Source organism: Aestuariibacter sp. A3R04 (genome assembly GCF_018860805.1).
In the GTDB taxonomy this organism is placed as follows: domain Bacteria; phylum Pseudomonadota; class Gammaproteobacteria; order Enterobacterales; family Alteromonadaceae; genus Alteromonas.
This window is the reverse complement of record NZ_JAHKQR010000003.1, coordinates 163,945-182,619: the sequence shown is the minus strand read 5'-3', so window position 1 is coordinate 182,619 and position 18,675 is coordinate 163,945. Positions and strand designations below refer to the sequence as shown.

The window sequence follows — 18,675 nt, the reverse complement described above, 5'->3', positions numbered from 1 at the left end:
TAATGACAATTGTTAACAATATGCAATAATTTACAATTTTACAGTTAATGTCAACAAGTTATTTACAAACAGTGGGTTAACTCTTATATAGGTGGGGGGGGTGAAAATCAGCGATGCAATGAGCTGCATCGCCGAGGGAAACGCATCTTTAAAACAAGGTTGCCAGGTTTATTTCTCCATCTTGCAACTTGGCTTTGTCAACCGGTGTATTGTTGTTGATGGCACGCCCTCCTAACACATAGGCTTTAGGAGAATTAATGGCTTCCACGCTAATCAGTTTGTCACCATTGAAATGCCACACCGACAATGCCCTGTCAGACTCAACACGTACAACCTGATTATCAGCCAGCCCGACTAATCCCACCATTTGCAGTTTCATATCGAATTGATCAGACCAGAACCAGGGGGTTGCAGCATAATCCACAAGCGCAGGCAAAAGATTTGATTGTGCGGCGGCAGACAACAGATGGATATTCTTCGCTGCGACTTTGGCTTGTTCGAGTGCATTTTGCACTGACTCAATGTGTGTATTTTCCCCGTATTCCCGTTGGGGAAAACTGGTGCAGTCACCAATGGCCCAAATACCTGGCCGGCTGGTTTGCATGTGGGCGTCTACACACACTGCACCTTTGTTCATTTCAAGTTCGGCCTGAGCAGCCAGCTCACCGTTAATACGTACCCCAACTCCTACCAGAATTGCATCAGCACGGTAGGCTATATCGTTATCACAAACAACGGTTTGTACACCCGTATCTGCATCTTGTTGAACGGCCTGCACATTTCGCTCACACAAAATGGTTACCCCTTGCTCTTCATGACGGGAGGCTACATGAGTTGACACTGCCTCACTGGCCACCCTGGCCAGGATCCGTTTTTCGCGTTCAATGACGGTTACCTTTGCACCTGCTTTACGCAGGGACGCGGCTGCCTCCAGACCAATGTAACCGGCGCCAACCACCACTACGTGAAAGTCGGGTAAAACTGGTTGTTTCTCTTCTAACAGTGATTTTAGTGCATACGCATCACTGGCATTTCTCATCACCAGACAATGTGTCGCCGTTGATAATCCGGGAATAGGCGGCACTATTGGTCTCGCCCCGGTAGCCAGCACCAGGTGAGTGTATGTGATCGCCGCAGGCAACGCATCGTGTACGGTACTACTATCAGCTGCAGCCACACTTATTGTGTTATCGTTAGCGCTAATGTCATTTACTTTAACACCAAGAACAAGCTCAATACCGGCTCTTTCATACGCCGCTTGTGCTTTTAACGGCGGCGGGGCATCGTTAAGCGGCGTATTCAAAAACGCCTTCGACAGCGGAGGACGGTGATAAGGTAAATGAGGATCAGCGTCAATAAGTAACACGCGCCCTTCAAACCCCTGCTTTCTCAGTTCAAAAGCGCAATTAACCCCAGCGTGGCTGGCCCCCACTATCACGCATACGTCCTGGTCTGTCGTTGTTTCAGGCCCTTGAAAAACCATAATATTACTCTCTGACTACCGTAACACTAATGCCGTTAATATCTTCAGACAACGCCACCTGACAACAAAGCCGACTGGTTTCACTCACGTCTTCGGCCAGCTCTAACATGTCTTTTTCAATCTCATTTGGCTCGCCTACTCGCGCAAAGTCTTCTTGCGCCACATGCACGTGACAAGTTGCACACGAGCACACGCCACCGCAATCGCCATCAATACCCGGTACGTTGTTTTCTACGGCTAATTCCATCAATGAGCCCGACTCACCCTGTGTTTCTATTTCCTGCCCATCAGCAGTTTTAAAGATGACCTTAATCATTACTCTCTCCTGTTCACATTCTCGTGAAAATAGTAGTTGCCCGCCCTGGCAAAACGTGTGCTTATCTAACAATAAACCGTCTCGTGGGCACTGAATTCTGTTAGTACTCGCACTAAAGCGCGTGCAGACGAACCTCCAGTTGGTGAAAACCAACCTTGCGCTGCACCTCGCTCCATTGCTCGATATTCTCTTCATATTCACCCACTTCAATGAGTGACACGCGTTTGGCCAGTTGCAACACCCAAATTCTTAGCAACGCTCGGGCATGGGTAGCTCCCAGGCAATTGTGAATGCCAAAACCAAAGCCCACATGAGGGTTCGCTTTGCGCGTTAAATCAACAGTGTTGGGGTTTTCAAATACGGTTTCATCGCGGTTTGCGGATGCCCAGCACAGTGAAATACGGGTATCACGGGCAACGTCATGACCATTCACTTGCCCGTCTTGTGTGGCAACTCGGCCCATATGAGTTAACGGAGAGAAATAGCGAATCAGTTCTTCCACGGCATTGTTCACCAATTCAGGTTGCTGCCTGATAAGGGCTAAATCCTCTTTGTTCTCAGAAAAATAGGCCAGCGTATTGGTGAGTGCATTGATCACTGTATCCCGCCCACCTGCGAAAGTGAGGATCATAATGCCTTTGATTTCTTCATCAGATAGTTTCTTACCGTCAACCTCCGCAGCGAGAAGCTGACTGTAAATATCACTGCCAGGCGAGCGCTTGGCATTGTCAATTTGTTTATCCAAATAATCATAGAGGACATTTGCTTTGCTGGCGTCTAACGGATTGTCATCACTTCTGAACACATGTGTTCCCCAGCTTATCCAAGTCGCCGCTTCATCCATCGACACATTCAACAGCGCTGTCAATGCTCGAGATTGAACCACCAAAGCAATATCGTTTACTGCGTCTTTGAAATCTTGCCCGTCGCTAAGCAAACTATCGAGCATATCGGTAACAATGTGGGTCAGCTTTGCTTGATATTCCGCTTCCAGCGGGCGCTTAAACCAAGGCTCTAGCAAGTTTCGAAACCCTTTGTGGGCGGGAGGATCAACTTCAAATGGTATTTGCCTGATATCCCTAATAGCAACCTCTGAAGGTACCACTATGCGCCCCGGTTTTGCACCGGATTGAAATGTTTTCCAGTTATGCGCAGCTTTGCGGACTTCTTTCAAACCCAACACCATTTTCACCGGGTCGTTTTGATCATCAATATCCAGTACTCCATCACCCTGACGCCGTGCGGCAAATGCATCATTGAATTCACCAATGCCACCTATTGCCCCGTGTGCAAACGGGCACTTCGCAGGTACAGCGGTATCTTCGGCACCTCGTGATTGAGAGGTAACTTGATTATTTGTATCGGATTGCATCGCGATGTCTCCTATCCGGCTTGTCAGCATCTGTTCATGCAGTACATTCAATATAGGCTGGATAATAGCAACATGACATTTACATTAATGACAAGCTTGTGCACAGAAATATCAAAATTTTGCGGTAATCATTCTTTAATCATCTGCACAGCAGTGTTTTTTGTCTTACTGATGCGATCGCACGACGACAACGTCGTGCTAGCTATACGGTGGTAATGAGTTGATTATCATTCATGTCTGACACAAGCGATTTGCGGACATGACAGCATCAAAGGTGACTAATCTCAATATATGAAATTTAATAGCGCTATGTGCATATGTTTACATAATCAGAGGGTTATACGCCGTTGACTACCCGTTATTGCAATGCCATAACACGCGTGTTACGTTTTTTAATATGCGCGCTGTTACAACGTAAATACAGGGGCCTTTTTGAAACAAGAAAGTTTAGCGATGCTTAAATTGGCAATGGAAGCCTACGCCCCTTTGTCCGATACGACATGGCACGAAATGACACTGCTGTGTAAAACGCATACTATTGCCAAAAACACCTACCTTTATACCGCTGGCGAAGTTCCCACCAGTTTTGCATTTGTCACAAAAGGGTTGATACGCGGCTTTACCCTTAGTGACAATGGTCACGAGTACAACAAGAACTTTTTCAGTGAGGGGCAATTCCCCGGCTCTATGACAGCACTGCTCACCTCAACACCCTCACGGTTAGCATTTGAAACTATTGAAGAAAGCCAAGTAGTAACGATAGATTTTTGCGGTTTTCGTCGTCTGTTGTTCGCCAACAAAGAGCTGATGAAATTTCAAATTCACTATTTAGAGAAGAACTGGTTGCTGCACAAAGATGCGCGGGAAATAGAGTTAGTACAAGATGATGCCACCCTGCGCTACCAACAATTTACCAAAGACTTTCCCGCGTTAGTAGATCGATTACCGCTCTATCATATCGCATCACATCTTGGCATTACGCCGACGCAACTGAGCCGAATACGCAGTAAGCTAACTCTCCGTTAATAACCTGCTAAAAATATTATTTGAAAATCAACCTATGTAAAGGAAGCCTCACTAACATCTCGATAGTCTAGTGCCAGCTTAAGGCAAAAAACGAATTATCGAGGTAGAAACATGCATGTTATCGACGCACTTAATTGGCGATATTCTGTAAAACAGTTCTCTGACCAAAAATTACAGCAGTGGCAGTTAGACAACCTGCTCGAGGCTACGCGTCTGAGCCCCTCTTCTTATGGCTTGCAGCCCTATAAAATTTTAGTGATAACCTCACGAGCCGCAAGAGAGCGCTTGAAGCCGTTTGCCTTTGGACAAGAGCAAGTATCATCAGGCTCACACCTTCTGGTTTTTGCTACACGAACCGATATTGATACCCTGCTTGTTGATGAGTATGTATCACTAGCACAAACCAAAAACGGTGCGTCACCAGACTCCTTGGCCAGATATGCCGAAATGGCCAAAGGTGCAATAAATAGCATGAACAAAACCGAACGCGCACTATGGGCCCAACAACAAACCTTTGTAGCGCTTGGTAACATGATAACCTGTGCCGCCATGATGAAAATAGACACCTGCCCTATTGGCGGGTTTGAGCCTGACGCATTTGACCACATACTTGGGCTTAACGAAAAGCAACTCACCACAACGGTTATATGCCCTATCGGTAAGCGCGACCCAAACGACAAGTACGGGCAATACGAAAAAGTTCGCTTTGATATAAACCATCTTGTGTTGGAGCAGTAGCGTGTGGGCTTTCCCGATTCTTGCCGTATTTGCGGGCGCCGCCATTTCGCTTCAAGCAGGAATGAACGCGCAGTTAGGTGTACTGTTTAAAAACCCACTGCTCGCTACTGCCATTGCGTTCTTATTAGCATGTATCTTTACGCTGGTGTTTATGGTGGCTACAAACAGGCACCTACCGGTTGCCAGCGATTTCAGAGCCATTCCCACGTATTTGTGGTTTGGTGGCATTTTAAGTGCATTTGGCGTGGGCAGTTACTATTACCTGATTCCCAAAATGGGGGTGAGCAGCCTAATGTCCTTTGCACTTTCCGGGCAATTAATACTGGCCGTTATCGCCGGGCATTTTGGTTGGTTCGAACAACCTGTCAAGCACATTACAGCGAAAACAATTGTTGGAGTAATCGCCATGATAGTGGGAATTATCTTTATTAACGGGGGAACAACCGATGCACGTTAGCCAGTTAAACATACGCAACCTAACATCATTGTGGAAAAAGTACGGTGCTTCAATAGTGGCTGAAAAATTCAGTAGTGCACTATTAACGTCAAACAGCTGGCCTTATCGCGCTTGGATAGAAGGTCAACCAGACCTAGCACTTCAGATTGCAAAGACTCCACATACCCACCGTTTATTTACGTGGCCTGATGGCTCTGAAAGCCAAATAGCACAAGACACATTGACACAACGTAACAGCAAATGGCAGTTTGAATTCAAGCAGACTGCTATGTACTTACCTATTAGTAACTATCAAACAACCGACGTCCAAGACGACAATTTTTTGCTATCGCGGGTAACGAATTACTCGCAGTTACGTGAGTGGCTCGCAATAAGCAGCGAGGCCTTTAATTACGAAATGGATGAGGACGTTTTTACGCCACTCATAGATGACTCGGATATTGAAATTTATCTTGGAAAAGTAAACCAAAAGCCTGCGGTCAGTGCTCTTCTTTTCAAAACAGACAATGTCACCGGGCTACATCAAATGGGTGTTAAACACGCTTTTCAAGGGCAAGGCCTAGCCAAAAAAGCTATGCACTTGCTACTAAGGCAAGCATTGAGGCACCAATCAGCATACATGGTGTTGCAAGCATCGGAACCGGGCCTTCCGCTTTATCGCAGCTTGGGCTTTGAGAGTATTTTTGAGCTTACGTATCTGAAAGCCAATTCGACGTCATCGAAAAGCTAAAGACGACATACTAAGGCTTGTACATCATTTTGCATTGTTTTCTATAAGCCCACCAACTCGTTTCACCGGCAACTCACCCCCGCTGTGATTACCGCAATCAATAGTGATTCGCCAGCATTGTGAAATAGAGAATCCGTGTGTCTGTATTGACCTATCGAAGCCAGTATAGAAGTCGCAACCACGGAGATAATGTCCTCCAACCCTTTCAATGCTCCGGCCATGTGAACGACCGCAAAGTGGATGTGGTGGAAGAAGGGTTTGATGTGGCCCTTCGGATCGGTCATCTAAAAGACTCGTCGCTTGTGACCACAAAAAATAGCACCAATCCGATGGAAGAGTACGAGCCTGAGCCCTTAGGTTTGTGCGCGGTATATGCTCACCGAAAATTAGTAGTGCCAAAGGTACGAGCCTTCCTCGACTTTCTCGGGCCGTATTTCGGTGATGCACCATAGTGGGATGAATTGTGATACTTGTGATAACAGGAAGTTCCCAACAAACTGCTAAAAGGCAATGAGCCACGCCTGTCAGCCTTTAGTTTGTCATTGTAGTGCGAAACTGCCTTGGGGTAACAGAGAACAGCTTTTTGAACTGCGCAATAAAATGTGAGGGACTGGAAAAATGCAGTTCATAACTAATTTGTGTTATCGATAAAGTCGACTGACTCAGCAGCCTCGCTGCGCTATAAAGCTTGTGCCGTAATACATACTCTGAGTAATTGGTGCGAAATATTTGTTTAAACACCCGGGAAAAATGAGACGGGGACAGATGGCACATCGCCGCAGCTTCATTTAACGACAACTCCACTACAGATTCACTTTTAAATTGGTTAATCACCGGCAGCATTTTGGTATATAAAGGTGAGTGTGTTATCGGTTTTGTTGCGGTATCTGTGGCCGGTTTTGCATATTCGCCGATAGTGAGTACTAACAACTGCAGTAGCGTTTGGCTGCGGGCACTTAACGGTTCGCGCCGATAGCTTTCAAACAGCCAGGCCACTTGTTGCTGTACTTCAGTAAGACGCTCTTTCGGCAAACGCAAGTGCAGACCGTGCTGGAAAAACGTGCGGACACCCGCCATGCTTTCATCATCAAAAACATGTGGCATAAATTGAATGATGAACCAGGACTTCTCCCGATTACTACAGGCAAAGTTATGGGTTTCCAATGCGGGCGTAAACACGATGTCGTAGTCGTGCAACGTCGATTCACCCTGGCTATAAAAATAATGGCCTTCTATGCGTTCGAAAATAATAAATTCATGCACTTCGTGAAAGTGCATAAAACAGTGGTACGGGTCGTTCTCTCCATACTTCACATGGTGAATTTCAAATTCGTAACCTTTTTCAATGGAGAAAGGCTCGCAATAGACTGATCTGCTCATCGGTCGTTTCTCTCAACTACCACTACATCACCACCGTCAAATGAGTATTTAATGACATTAAATACAATATAAACAGAAAACGAGCACTCATTGAAACAAAAAAATAACATTTCCCGTAATAAGGGTGGATTTTTGATACTTAATCGCGTTTATTTGACAGAAGCACGGCGAGCGCTGTGATTCAATAATTAACATCTTGTTAATATTACGAAGCATTCCCATGATCGCATCAAAATCTGTTATCTCCGATGGCAAAGGCAATATAAGTGTAGAAACGGTACAAGTGGGTCCCCCCGGTGCAGGTGAAGTGCTGGTAAAGATAGTCGCCGCAGGGCTCTGCCACACCGACTGGGATTCTATCCAAAACTGGAACAAAGCATTTATTGTGGGCCACGAGGGCGCAGGTATTGTTGAAGCCGTGGGTGAAGGCGTGACCGGCATCAATAAAGGCGATAAGGTGATTTTAAACTGGGCCATTCCCTGTGGAGAATGCTTCCAGTGCCGCGAAGGTAACTTACATATCTGCGAGGTGAATTCGCCGGTATGTGGCTGTGGTCTTGATGGTCACGCACACATCGAATCCAGCAAGCGAGCAGATAAACCCATCGAGCGGTCGTTTCACTTAGGTACGCTCAGTGAATACACTGTGGTGAAAAAAGAAGCGGTTGTGGTGATTAACTCAGACATACCCTATTCGTCAGCCTCCATTGTGGGCTGTGGCGTAATGACCGGGTGGGGATCTGCGGTAAATGCTGCGAAGGTGGATGCAGGATCATCGGCCTGCATTATCGGCTGCGGTGGTGTAGGACTCAACTGTATTCAGGGTGCGAAGCACTCCGGTGCCGCCATTATTATCGCTATTGATATTAACGATGAACGTCTGGAACAAGCAAAGCAGTTTGGTGCAACCCACGGTATCATTGCTGAAAAAGACGATGTGGACTTTGCCAATGTGGCAGAAAAAGTACGTGAAATATGTGGTGGTCGGAGCGCAGATTACGCCTTTGAGTGTACGGCCATTCCTGCGTTGGGATCTGCTCCTTTAGCACTGGTTCGCAGTGCTGGCACGGCCGTTCAGGTAAGTGGTATCGAGCAGCGCATTGATTTTAACTGCGAATTGTTCGAGTGGGATAAAATTTACATCAACCCGCTTTACGGGATGTGTAACCCTGAACGGGATTTTACCAAGTTACTGCGCCTGTACGATACAGGAGCTCTGAAGCTTGATGAACTGGTAACAAAAACCTATAGCCTGGAGGACATTGCCACCGGCTTGGACGACTTAATTAACGGCCGCGTTGCCAAAGGCGTGGTGATGATGCCCGGTTATGACAAGGCGAGCAACTAATGAGTATTCTGCGCCTGGAAGTGTCGAACCCCGCTTATACCCCTGAAAAATTGCAGCTGGTAACTGTGCATTCCGACAACCTGAATGGTCGCCAGGATATTAGTATCTACAACGCTCACGCAACGGGTACCAATTTGCCGGTAGTGATGTTGTTACACGGTGTTTACGGCAACAACTGGGTATGGATGCACTTAGGCGGCGTTCACCACGTGTACGAATCTCTGCGCCAGCAAGGGTTGACGGAGTTTGTATTAGTCATGCCTTCTGATGGAGGCTTGTGGGATGGGTCTGGCTACCTGCCTTTAGGTGAACACGGCAACTACGAAGCCTGGATAACTGATGATGTAAGAGCCGCTGTCACTGACACCGTATCTGCAGTAACCGATAAAAGTAGCTGGTATATTACCGGGTTATCCATGGGAGGTTACGGCGCTTTACGCTTAGGTGCCAAGCACCCCGCCCTTTATAAAGGTATCTCTGCCCATTCCTCCATTACCTGCCTTGATGATTTTTCTCATTTTGTCAGTTACCCCACCAGCCGCTATGAATGTTTGGAAAAAAACGAGTCCAATTTGGTTTACTGGTTTGAAAAACACTTCCAGGTGATGCCACCCTTGCGGTTAGATTGCGGAAAACAGGATGAACTCTTTACTAGCAACCAAACGCTTATTCATGAACTTAAAGAACGTGGTATAGAGGCAGACCATACTTGGCTGGACGGTGGCCATGAATGGCCATACTGGCATCGCAATATCGAGAAAACGTTGTGGTTTTTTGACCATCTGGAAAAACGTTAGCGCCTATACAATCCAAGGCAATTGGCCCCAGAACTTATACACTTAACTGAATTTCCGCTTCACGGGTATGAAAACAAAATAACGTTATGTTATAACATTTAAAAGCCAATACTGGCCCTACTGGCTATCAGAGGAAAACCGAAACCTTATTTAGGAGATCAGTTTGCTACAGCGAACGTTACCGGATATCACATCCGACATTGCAGCCGATAAGCCCGCAACTATTCAGTGGGTCGGTATGGACAACATTGCCGTCCCCCTTACACTTGAAAGTACCCATAGCGTTTCTCAAATTATCACCGCCAAAGCAAACGTATATGTGAGTTTGGACGATCCAAACGCCAAAGGTATTCACATGTCTCGGTTGTATGCACTGGTTAATAAACAACCGGCTTTACCATGCACCCGGGCACATCTGAAAAAACTCTTAACCCAAATTATTCACTCTCAGCAAAGCATAAGTAACCAAGCCAAAATAGAATTGCACTTTGACTTACTGTTAGCTAAACCGGCGTTGCTCAGTGACCAGCAGGGCTATCAAGCCTACCCCGTGAAAATAACGGCTCAGAAACTCGCTCATGGCCCCGACTTCCAGATTGCACTGACAATTCCCTATTCCAGCACCTGTCCTTGCTCGGCCTCGTTGTCTCGTCAGCTTTATGCCGAAGCCATCAATTGCACGTTTGAAGGTACGCATATTGATAAAACATCGCTATTAGCGTGGATAGAATCATCAGCGGGATCGGTTGCAACACCACACAGTCAACGCTCCTATGCGTATATCACACTTACGTTAAACGACGGGCCGTGGCCAGATTTAGCAGAACTGATATTTACCCTTGAAAACGTTATAGCAACCCCAGTTCAAACGGCGGTTAAACGGGTGGATGAGCAAGAATTTGCCAGACTAAACGCTACAAACTTAATGTTCTGTGAAGACGCGGCAAGACGCCTAAAGAGCAACCTGGAAAAACAGCCTTTTGTGAAACAATACTGGTGTAAAGTTGAACATCAGGAAAGTTTGCATGCTCACAATGCGGTGGCAATGGTTAGTGGTTTCTGTAACTAACAGAAACCATAATACTTGCAGCCCGCCCAAAATGACGCAACCAATGTGCGCAATGGCAACTACTCCACAGAAACTCAAGTAGTACTTGCTTTCTCCAGCAATGCCTTGCGCTCGCGCTCATACTCCTCATAGGTCTTTTTGGTACCCTCAATACACTCGTAATAGCCGGGAGGCGGTTCCTTAAGGCACTCGTTTCGCTGATATAACCGAATGTTGTCGTATATCGCTTTGTTGCTGCAACCTGTGGTGCTAAACATGACCATGATTATGCATAAGCGTACTTTACTCATAATCACAGCCGCCGCGCTCTTCAAAGTAGCGTACTAACACCAGCATGGCATTATCACTAGCATACTGGTCGCTCCGCTGCACCATAAAACGAATAATCGTTGGCACATCAAATAGTGCTTTTGGCTCCTTGCAATACACCTTTTCCAAATACTCTGTTCGTTCGTCGAGCGTGGCCAGTAAGTCCAGCGCACCGCCAATGTAGGCCTGAAGAACCGGATGATCACTGCATTGTTCGGCAGATGAATGGCAAATATCAGAAAACTGCTTCATCGTCAGCGCGTTGGCACTGGGCACATAGTGAAATAGTAAAAAAACAACAACGGCGACGGAGAGTAAGCGAATATTCATGGAATCAACCTCTTGACAAAATTATTGTTAAACGATAATTTATGATCGCATAACAATCATGTCAATAGAGATTTATCGTATGACTCGCCAATTTGCACAGTTGATAGCTTTCGGATGTATAGCGCTACTTATTGCAATTCCTCTAGCCGGCTTGTATTTCCTTTTCGATATCGACCTATTTGCTACCATGGCTAAAAGTAGCCTGAACCTACCAATACAATGGCAGACCGTCTCTAACATGCAGTGGTACAGTCTGTGGTTGTTAACCCTACTTTATGTAGCAACTGGCTTGGCCGGGCTCTACTTCTTACGCCGTGCCTTCGCCAATTTCGCTAGAGGAGCGCTTTTTGATCACAGCAATAGTCGCGACCTGCGACTGTTTTCAGTTTTTTTGTTTGTACAGGCGCTTGCCAAGCCATTGCACTTCTCTCTTGCTAGCATACTGCTATCCATGAATCATCCTGCCGGCCAGAAGATGCTCTCTATTTCTTTGGGCAGTGATGAAATTAAAGTAATCGCACTTGCTATGATTTTGTGGGTCATGAGTGATCTACTGGTCAGCGCCAATACGTTGGAAAAAGAAAACAAGCAGTTCATCTAGGGGGTACTAATGCCTATTGTCGTCAACCTGGATGTTATGCTTGCCAAACGCAAAATTCGCGGGAAAGATCTGGCTGCGGAAATCGGTATTACAGAACAAAACTTGTCGTTGCTGCGTACCGGTAAAGTTAAGGGAGTGCGCTTTTCAACGCTAGCGCAAATTTGCCAGGTTTTAGCATGCCAGCCAGGCGATATCTTGGAATATATTTCGGATGAATGAACGGCATTCCAATATGCGAACGCTGTGTGCAAAGGCTTATAAATTAATAATTGACACCATAGCCTCTGTGATACTGTAACTAAGAGCAGGCTTTCTAACGAACGGCGCGCAATGTTTTCAAAAACTTTACCTGCCCCAGTAAGCTTTAGGTGGGATGACCGGAAACTTTAGACTAGTCACTTTTAAGTAATATCTTAAATTACGCAATATTAGAGTATAAAAAACCAGCTAAATGCTGGTTTTTCAATGCATCACATAAGGCTCTTTCTATTTTATTTTTCTTCTTACAAGAAATAGCAACCCTGCGCTAAACAACAAAAATGCACTTGGTTCTGGTACCTCTGTAGCAACTTCCCATTTTACGGCAAAGAAATCCGAATCAGCTAAACTTCCACTTGCTCCAGTCGCTAGTGACGCGTCACCATCGAACGCTGTACCATCAAAACCATCAGGGAAAAAGGCGATGGCTGTCATACCATTGTCTGCCAGATTACCGGCACCATTGACGATTACAGGTATCGTACCGGTTGAATCAAAAATAGTGTTGTCTGTTGTTACTACGTCTGCCAATGAAAATAGCTCGCCAAACACGTCTAGGCTTAGATCAGTGAAAAAAGAATTGGAAACAAATTGCGAACTAGTTCCATCAAATAAACTGTCATCGATTTCTACAAAACCAGAAACCCCGGCCACTCCGGTTGCGTTAAATCTAATTAGAGCAGCATTTGCAACGCTAGTGACCAAAAACAAAACAATAGTCAGAGAGAAAAATCTTAGTGTTTTCATAAATATTCCAAGGTTGTTTAGTTTAACTACATACCAACTAGTTACTGATGACCAAAAAATAAGCACATATTACACCATTATTAAAACACTTAAATTTCAGCCACTTATAAATAAGGAAAATAAAACTGTAAAAATAACTGACGATAGCACATCAAATTATCCTGACCCGTTGCTGCTCTGTAGGCGTGGTGGAAGGTGACTAGCGGCGTTAAGCATGGTCGCAAAAAAAGACATCGCCTTTTGGTAGCCAATGTAAAAGAGCGCGCTGAAAGCCTTGTACGCTCAGAAATATGGCAATCTTTATAGTCAAGATGTTGAACGTTGCAGCTAGGTTTTCTTATAACCGATTGCCTGAACAACGGAAGCGAGACCCGTGTGATAAACACCTTCAATAATACGCCTTTCAACCTCTGCCAAATGACTAAATTGCAAATGTGGAAATTCTTGAATAAGCGATGCTTTCGATTGCATAGTATCAATACAATCACCCCCGCCGGTTCCGTATTTTGGCTGGTCAGGCGTATAAGATTCCGTTAAAAAGACACCGCCAGCCCTTAACCCAATTTCAACTTTCTTATGGACAGCCTTGCGAACCTCTGAGGGCAGCGGGCAAAATATTGATATAACGCCATCCCAGCAATTTTCACCAAAATCAAAATCCAAAAGATCGGCATGCACGCATTCGATTGAAACATTAGCAACTGAGGCAAGATCTAGCGCTTTTTCTAAACCAACGGCTGAGCTATCAACCGCTGTAACTGCATAGCCTTGTTTCGCCAGAAATACAGCGTTTCGCCCTTCTCCTTCAGCTAGACTTAGAATCTTACCCTTGGGTAAGGAGTCTTTGTACTCCACCAAAAAATCATTGGGTAACGTGCCATAGGCATAACCCTCAGATTTATATCTTTCATCCCACATTTGATAAGCCTTTTTATCTTTGCGTCGTTTTCGTGGGACAATGATACAACTTCAAGTTAACTTTAGGTCAAGAGTAAAGCGTCCAATTGATGGCATTTGATAAGTTAAGTTAATTTACCAACTGCTATTACATAACTGCCTTTCGCAAGGCTCGCCATCATTATCCCCATCAATTTTAACGCTTGGGCAATTAGCCAAATAAAACCTGGCTTCATCACAAGATGTCATTTGACTACAATGTGTTTTCCCCTCACATCTAAAATCCATGTTTTCATAAGCAGGATACAGTTTAGGTTTAATGACAAGCGCATAAACGCCATACCCAATAACCATTAGCAATAGGAAACACAGCAACATAAAAGGAAATGACAGCTTCTTTTGTGGATTAGGTTGCACGCCAACCAGAGAAACGGATCTGGCACTCTGCTTACCCTTCTCCACTACCACCTGAAATAGGACTGAATCACCCACTCTTGGCCGTCGATATCCCTTCTTGAATTGAGAGATATGAACAAAGACGTCACCTTTTGCATCTTTCGCGGAAATAAAACCGAATCCCCGATTATCATTCCAACGAACTATCCTTCCTTGCACTCGTTTCTCCAGAAATATCAACTTAACGCCTGCGCCCAACGCCCCATTTCTATATTAAAGGGAATTCAGTGACAGTGCGAGTAACTAATGTCCGCTGGAAAAGTGAAGTCAGGGGCTATAGTTTCCAGTTAATTCTCACTACTCGCTTTATTTGCATATTTACCAATTGCTTTACCAGTGGTAGCCCAGACCATTACGCCTCCCCATGCAATTAGAGAAAAGCCCGCGGGAATACAAGCAAGCAATATATATTTGAAGTGTTTTCTATTAAAAGCCAAGGCAAGTAACGCAGGAAGAAACCAGAGGATAAAGACCCCAACGAATACAAAACCTATAAATGCGTAGTTGTCACTTGCCAAAACGCCATCGATGTATTCCATTTTATTCTCCCCAAGATAGTAACTACTTATTTTATGAAATTGACAAAACAATCTGATTGTCAAAGCTAATAGTCATAAATCCAGGGAATTTATTACAGAACCGGTCAAGATATTTTCGGCACAGTAGCGTGATGGAATCATAGCGCACAAGCATAATTGGCAGCGTGACATTACATCCTGGGGGTTCACGTTACCGGAGTGCCTGAATTATAAGAGCTCTCCCAGTGCTTGTAGTTGCCGCTTGAGTGAACTGGCGGCTGTTTTGCAGTGCAGCTGAAAAAAGTTCGACAACAACTTTGTTATATTTAGATTTACTCAACATTCTAAAAATGCTTGCACATCGTTGCCTCTAAGGTCTTTGACAGCTGTATTTTCCATTCAAACTTCACCACTTCTGTACCAGTAAGATCTCGAGGAAACAATGGTTTATACCACAAGGTCGTCGTCGTCTTCTTCTTCCCGACTTTCATCATGCATCGCCATTGCAATACCAAAAGTGAGAATGCCAACCCTCCCCATCAACATCAGTAAAATAATGATCAACTTACCGAGAACGGTTAAATCTCCAGTTAGTCCCATGCTTAACCCAACTGTGCCTAGGGCAGATATAGCTTCAAACAAAATGATTTCAAATGTAGCGCTTTCCAAAGCTAACAAAAGTATCATCGCGCCTGTGAGCACTACCATGTAAAATGCGAAACTTGCAGTAGCAATTTGCAAACGTTCGGAAGAGAGTTCGCGCTTGTGAACGCGGACAGTCTCCCGCCGCTTTAGCGTACTTTTAATAAGCCCCAATAATGCTGCCAAAGTGGTCGACTTTAACCCTCCTCCGGTGCCAGAAGGCGATGCTCCAAAAATCATAAAAACATACATGAGCATGATGATCGAGGCAGAAAGTCCACCAATATCAATGGTATTAAATCCAACTGTGGTACTGGCTGTCATAACTTGAAAAAAAGAGGCCATTAGGCGCTGCCAAGGTGGCATCTGCTGAATAGAAGGCTCAATAATAAAAAACAAAATGGTACCTACCAAGGCGAACCATATCGTCACTTCTAAAATAATTTTTGTGGTGAAATGCAAAAATTTCTGCCTACCCGTTAATCTCTGCCATATATCAGTGGCGACGATAAAACCGATAGCGCCAGTATATGCCAAAGCCGCGACAACAAAATTCAGCATTGGATTGTCAACGAATTCCATTAGGCTATTACTGTTTAGGCTAAAGCCGGCTGTACAAAAAGCGGAGACACTATGAAAAATCGCATTCCAGATGGCATCATCAACGCCATGGCTAAGAAAAATCAAATAAAGCCCGACTGCACCTATCGCTTCGCAAACAAGAGTGAATATCACTACCATTTTGATAAATCGACCGATTTCAAAATCACTAGGCAACGAGAAAGCACTTTTGGTTAATCTTGTGCGAAAAGACGACATTTTGTGCCGTGTAGAAAGAATAACAAATGAACCAAATGTCATGTATCCAATGCCACCAATCTGAATTAGCAACAGAATAACCAGCTCCCCAAAAAAACTGTAACTTAAGCTGGGATCTACTGTGACTAGTCCTGTAGTGGATACTGCCGAAGTGGCAGTAAATAAATTGTCTATATTACTTACAGGTACATTTTGGCTAACGGGAAGACTTAAAAAGATCCACCCTAAAACAACATAACTTGCATAGCCAAGTAATAGAATTTTGGCAGGGTTTATAGTTTCTAAAACACGCAAAGACGACACTAATGTTAACTCCATAATGAAGGACTTAAAAGAAGCCAAATACCAACTCAAAGCCATACTGCTACGCAACAACATTCGTTGTGAAGGCACTGCCAACTGGTCGCAGACACACCTTTCCACGGCTTCAAATTCTGATTTTTCCAGTTTCCATATGCCTCTCGAATATTGACTACACCTTGCCGAGCCAACTCAGAAAGCACCTTCTTTATATTTTGGGCAGGCGCACAGCGGGTTGACGCCCAAGCGTTCACCGCAAGCCGATGAAGCGTATTGTTAAACATTTTTTGCGCCTAAAACTGCCCACTGCTGCCATGAACCTATGGCAAACAGACCGCCGATAAACAGACATATACTAGAACTAATAACCCAAAACGTCAGACTGTTTTCCGGGAACATTGACATTAACCCTGCGAAGGAAACGCCACGAATTAAAAAAATACTGGCAATGAGAATTAGCGCCAATTTTGTATGCGGCAAACGTTTAATTGCCCCTGCGCCCGACAGACCGTAAAACGCCCAGACCAGAAGTACCAATACGATAACAATGGTAACGATTGTTGGGTACCAAAGCCCTTGCTCCGCCATCTGGGCCATCGGCTCACCTGCACCAAAGAAACGATACCAATCGCCGCCAAAAACAATACAGCCAAGATGAGCAAGTGCAGCAGCAAAACAACATATTGCCGCAGCCAATAAATACTTGTTATTTGAGGTACGCATCTTTCCCCATTAATATCACAAACAAAGGGCAGCGGGGTGTATTCCACGCATTTCATAAAAAAGCCAAAACAAACACGTAACTGTACTTGTCGTTTGCACTCAGCGTTTTCATTCTATTTCACTCAGTGCAGCCACTCTAATTCGTGCACTTATCATGTGAAAACAAACAATCCTATTGTAGCTCACTGATATAAACTTAGACAGCCTCTCACTAACACGCTCAAAAAATACGAAAAAAACATACCGACGCTCACGTCCCCTGCCCTATTCCGGCCATTCAGTTTTATCCAATATCCCTGCGTCTATGAGTTTTTCGCGCCGCTCACTGATGGCTGAGGTTAATTCATCGCGAACAAGTCTAACGGCCGGTGTGATCAACTGCCGGCTTGGCAGCATCAACCACATTTCCGTTAACGGTATAGTATATTGCGATAGTAGTCGCTGCAGTCGCCCTGCCAGCAAATCGTCTCCCACATCAATAGCAGATTTTTTGGCGACGCCGACGCCATCAACACACCACCTGCGCACGATATCTCCGTCATTTACCGCGCGGTTACTGTTTACTTTTACTTTTACTTTGAGTGATTTTCCCTTGTGTAACAGTTCCCATACAACGTGGGTTTGGTCGTACAGTTTGTATAGCAAGGCATTGTGATGGCGTAAATCATCCGGATTGTCCGGGGCACCGTGATTGTTCAGGTAAGTGGGCGAGGCACAGATAACATGCGGAATGTTGCAAATTTTAAAGCCATACATGGGTGATTCCTTTACGGCATCTTTTGTCATGGCCCGCAAGGCCACGTCAACGCCATCGCGGTAAAAATCTACGCGGCTATCGCTCACGTGTAACCGCAGTGATAAGTCAGGGTGCGTTTCAATAACCCGGTTGAGCAATTCCCGCATTAAGTTTCGCCCCATCTCAGAAGACATGGCCATTCTGAGTTCACCGTGAATACACTGGTTTTCCTCTGTTACCATCGCCAGGCCTTGTTGTAGTGTATCCAGTGCTCGTTTTGCCATGGGCAAATAGCTTTCACCTTCTGGTGTAAGACGTATTTTCCTTGTACTTCGTACGAACAACGAAACGCCAAGCTGCGCTTCTATTCGCTTAATGGCCATACTCGCTGCCGACGAACTCATATCGAGTTTGTTCGCTGCAGTGGTAATGGAATTCACCTCAGCCACTTTCACCAATACCTGTAAATCTTCTGTTTTCATTAGCCCACCACGGAGAAAAACCTAAAAGGATCACTTCTATTATCCACGTTTTCGGGAAAGTATTTTCAGGTTTTGCCCGTTTATCGTGTTTTTCAAAACAAATAAACTGTACAACATCAAATAAAGGCAAGTTAACTATCA

25 protein-coding genes are annotated in these 18,675 nt (G+C 45.0%); 10 read left to right on the top strand and 15 right to left on the bottom strand.

Annotation, left to right across the window (positions count from 1 at the left end):
- Nucleotides 1–148: 148 nt before the first annotated feature.
- The 3 genes from KO518_RS05695 to KO518_RS05685 all read right to left on the bottom strand — a co-directional run bounded on the left by KO518_RS05695 (nt 149) and on the right by KO518_RS05685 (nt 3,171).
- The gene (locus KO518_RS05695) at nt 149–1,483 is read right to left on the bottom strand and encodes an NAD(P)/FAD-dependent oxidoreductase (protein ID WP_216024870.1); all 1,335 of its coding nucleotides are present in this window, start codon (nt 1,481–1,483) and stop codon (nt 149–151) included.
- A gap of 4 nt (nt 1,484–1,487) precedes the next feature.
- A complete protein-coding gene (locus KO518_RS05690; protein ID WP_216024869.1) occupies nt 1,488–1,799 on the bottom strand; it encodes a 2Fe-2S iron-sulfur cluster-binding protein in 312 nt (103 codons plus the stop codon).
- Between the two features lie 112 nt (nt 1,800–1,911).
- Entirely contained in the window at nt 1,912–3,171 is a 1,260-nt protein-coding gene (locus KO518_RS05685; RefSeq protein ID WP_216024868.1) for a cytochrome P450, read from the bottom strand.
- Nucleotides 3,172–3,603: 432 nt separating this feature from the next.
- On the opposite strand from KO518_RS05685, the gene KO518_RS05680 reads away from it, so the two are divergent.
- The 5 genes from KO518_RS05680 (at nt 3,604) to KO518_RS05660 (ending at nt 6,574) form a co-directional block, all read left to right on the top strand.
- On the top strand, nt 3,604–4,197 hold the full coding sequence (locus KO518_RS05680) for a Crp/Fnr family transcriptional regulator (protein WP_252735979.1): 594 nt from the start codon (nt 3,604–3,606) through the stop codon (nt 4,195–4,197).
- A 111-nt stretch (nt 4,198–4,308) separates the two neighbouring features.
- Nucleotides 4,309–4,935 carry an NAD(P)H-dependent oxidoreductase gene (locus KO518_RS05675; RefSeq protein WP_216024867.1) on the top strand — a complete coding sequence of 209 codons (627 nt, stop codon included), beginning with the start codon at nt 4,309–4,311 and terminating at the stop codon, nt 4,933–4,935.
- Between the two features lies 1 nt (nt 4,936).
- Nucleotides 4,937–5,392: a DMT family transporter gene (locus KO518_RS05670; RefSeq protein ID WP_216024866.1), complete on the top strand. Its 456-nt coding sequence runs from the start codon at nt 4,937–4,939 to the stop codon at nt 5,390–5,392.
- Entirely contained in the window at nt 5,382–6,122 is a 741-nt protein-coding gene (locus KO518_RS05665) for a GNAT family N-acetyltransferase (protein ID WP_216024865.1), read from the top strand. Before KO518_RS05670 ends, KO518_RS05665 begins: the two co-directional genes overlap by 11 nt.
- Before the next feature lie 137 nt (nt 6,123–6,259).
- Nucleotides 6,260–6,574, top strand: a complete 315-nt coding sequence (locus KO518_RS05660) for a hypothetical protein (protein ID WP_216024864.1) — start codon at nt 6,260–6,262, stop codon at nt 6,572–6,574.
- 79 nt (nt 6,575–6,653) lie between these two features.
- Here KO518_RS05660 and KO518_RS05655 read toward each other — a convergent pair whose 3' ends face one another.
- Entirely contained in the window at nt 6,654–7,502 is an 849-nt protein-coding gene (locus KO518_RS05655; protein WP_216024863.1) for a helix-turn-helix transcriptional regulator, read from the bottom strand.
- Nucleotides 7,503–7,722: 220 nt separating this feature from the next.
- On the opposite strand from KO518_RS05655, the gene KO518_RS05650 reads away from it, so the two are divergent.
- The 3 genes from KO518_RS05650 (at nt 7,723) to folE2 (ending at nt 10,716) form a co-directional block, all read left to right on the top strand.
- The gene (locus tag KO518_RS05650) at nt 7,723–8,850 is read left to right on the top strand and encodes an alcohol dehydrogenase catalytic domain-containing protein (RefSeq protein ID WP_216024862.1); all 1,128 of its coding nucleotides are present in this window, start codon (nt 7,723–7,725) and stop codon (nt 8,848–8,850) included.
- On the top strand, nt 8,850–9,647 hold the full coding sequence (locus tag KO518_RS05645) for an alpha/beta hydrolase family protein (RefSeq protein WP_216024861.1): 798 nt from the start codon (nt 8,850–8,852) through the stop codon (nt 9,645–9,647). The genes KO518_RS05650 and KO518_RS05645 overlap by 1 nt, the downstream gene beginning before the upstream one ends.
- A 163-nt stretch (nt 9,648–9,810) precedes the next feature.
- Complete coding sequence (folE2, locus tag KO518_RS05640; RefSeq protein WP_216024860.1) at nt 9,811–10,716, top strand: GTP cyclohydrolase FolE2; 906 nt, start codon at nt 9,811–9,813, stop codon at nt 10,714–10,716.
- Nucleotides 10,717–10,790: 74 nt separating this feature from the next.
- Here the strand turns inward: folE2 and KO518_RS05635 are convergent, their stop codons facing one another.
- Entirely contained in the window at nt 10,791–11,006 is a 216-nt protein-coding gene (locus KO518_RS05635) for a hypothetical protein (protein ID WP_252735977.1), read from the bottom strand.
- On the bottom strand, nt 10,999–11,355 hold the full coding sequence (locus tag KO518_RS05630; protein ID WP_216024859.1) for a hypothetical protein: 357 nt from the start codon (nt 11,353–11,355) through the stop codon (nt 10,999–11,001). The genes KO518_RS05635 and KO518_RS05630 overlap by 8 nt, the downstream gene beginning before the upstream one ends.
- 79 nt (nt 11,356–11,434) lie before the next feature.
- Between KO518_RS05630 and KO518_RS05625 the strand changes: the two genes are divergently transcribed.
- On the top strand, nt 11,435–11,956 hold the full coding sequence (locus tag KO518_RS05625; protein WP_216024858.1) for a DUF2975 domain-containing protein: 522 nt from the start codon (nt 11,435–11,437) through the stop codon (nt 11,954–11,956).
- Nucleotides 11,957–11,965: 9 nt separating this feature from the next.
- Nucleotides 11,966–12,175 carry a helix-turn-helix transcriptional regulator gene (locus tag KO518_RS05620; protein WP_216024857.1) on the top strand — a complete coding sequence of 70 codons (210 nt, stop codon included), beginning with the start codon at nt 11,966–11,968 and terminating at the stop codon, nt 12,173–12,175.
- A gap of 267 nt (nt 12,176–12,442) precedes the next feature.
- On the opposite strand, the gene KO518_RS05615 is transcribed toward KO518_RS05620, so the two are convergent.
- The 9 genes from KO518_RS05615 to KO518_RS05575 all read right to left on the bottom strand — a co-directional run bounded on the left by KO518_RS05615 (nt 12,443) and on the right by KO518_RS05575 (nt 18,664).
- Entirely contained in the window at nt 12,443–12,961 is a 519-nt protein-coding gene (locus KO518_RS05615) for a PEP-CTERM sorting domain-containing protein (protein WP_216024856.1), read from the bottom strand.
- Nucleotides 12,962–13,288: 327 nt separating this feature from the next.
- Nucleotides 13,289–13,879, bottom strand: a complete 591-nt coding sequence (locus KO518_RS05610) for a bifunctional 2-polyprenyl-6-hydroxyphenol methylase/3-demethylubiquinol 3-O-methyltransferase UbiG (RefSeq protein ID WP_216024855.1) — start codon at nt 13,877–13,879, stop codon at nt 13,289–13,291.
- 114 nt (nt 13,880–13,993) lie between these two features.
- The gene (locus KO518_RS05605; RefSeq protein ID WP_216024854.1) at nt 13,994–14,473 is read right to left on the bottom strand and encodes a cold shock domain-containing protein; all 480 of its coding nucleotides are present in this window, start codon (nt 14,471–14,473) and stop codon (nt 13,994–13,996) included.
- Nucleotides 14,474–14,601: 128 nt separating this feature from the next.
- Nucleotides 14,602–14,853, bottom strand: coding sequence for a superinfection immunity protein (locus tag KO518_RS05600; protein ID WP_216024853.1), 252 nt, complete (start codon nt 14,851–14,853; stop codon nt 14,602–14,604).
- 426 nt (nt 14,854–15,279) lie between these two features.
- Nucleotides 15,280–16,653, bottom strand: a complete 1,374-nt coding sequence (locus tag KO518_RS05595) for a TrkH family potassium uptake protein (protein ID WP_252735974.1) — start codon at nt 16,651–16,653, stop codon at nt 15,280–15,282.
- Nucleotides 16,644–16,877: a hypothetical protein gene (locus tag KO518_RS05590; RefSeq protein WP_216025499.1), complete on the bottom strand. Its 234-nt coding sequence runs from the start codon at nt 16,875–16,877 to the stop codon at nt 16,644–16,646. The genes KO518_RS05595 and KO518_RS05590 overlap by 10 nt, the downstream gene beginning before the upstream one ends.
- Nucleotides 16,870–17,316 (bottom strand): hypothetical protein, encoded by a 447-nt coding sequence (locus KO518_RS05585; protein ID WP_216024851.1) that lies wholly within the window; start codon nt 17,314–17,316, stop codon nt 16,870–16,872. The genes KO518_RS05590 and KO518_RS05585 overlap by 8 nt, the downstream gene beginning before the upstream one ends.
- A gap of 264 nt (nt 17,317–17,580) precedes the next feature.
- Entirely contained in the window at nt 17,581–18,534 is a 954-nt protein-coding gene (locus tag KO518_RS05580) for a LysR family transcriptional regulator (RefSeq protein ID WP_216024850.1), read from the bottom strand.
- Entirely contained in the window at nt 18,494–18,664 is a 171-nt protein-coding gene (locus tag KO518_RS05575; RefSeq protein WP_216024849.1) for a hypothetical protein, read from the bottom strand. Before KO518_RS05575 ends, KO518_RS05580 begins: the two co-directional genes overlap by 41 nt.
- Nucleotides 18,665–18,675: the final 11 nt, after the last annotated feature.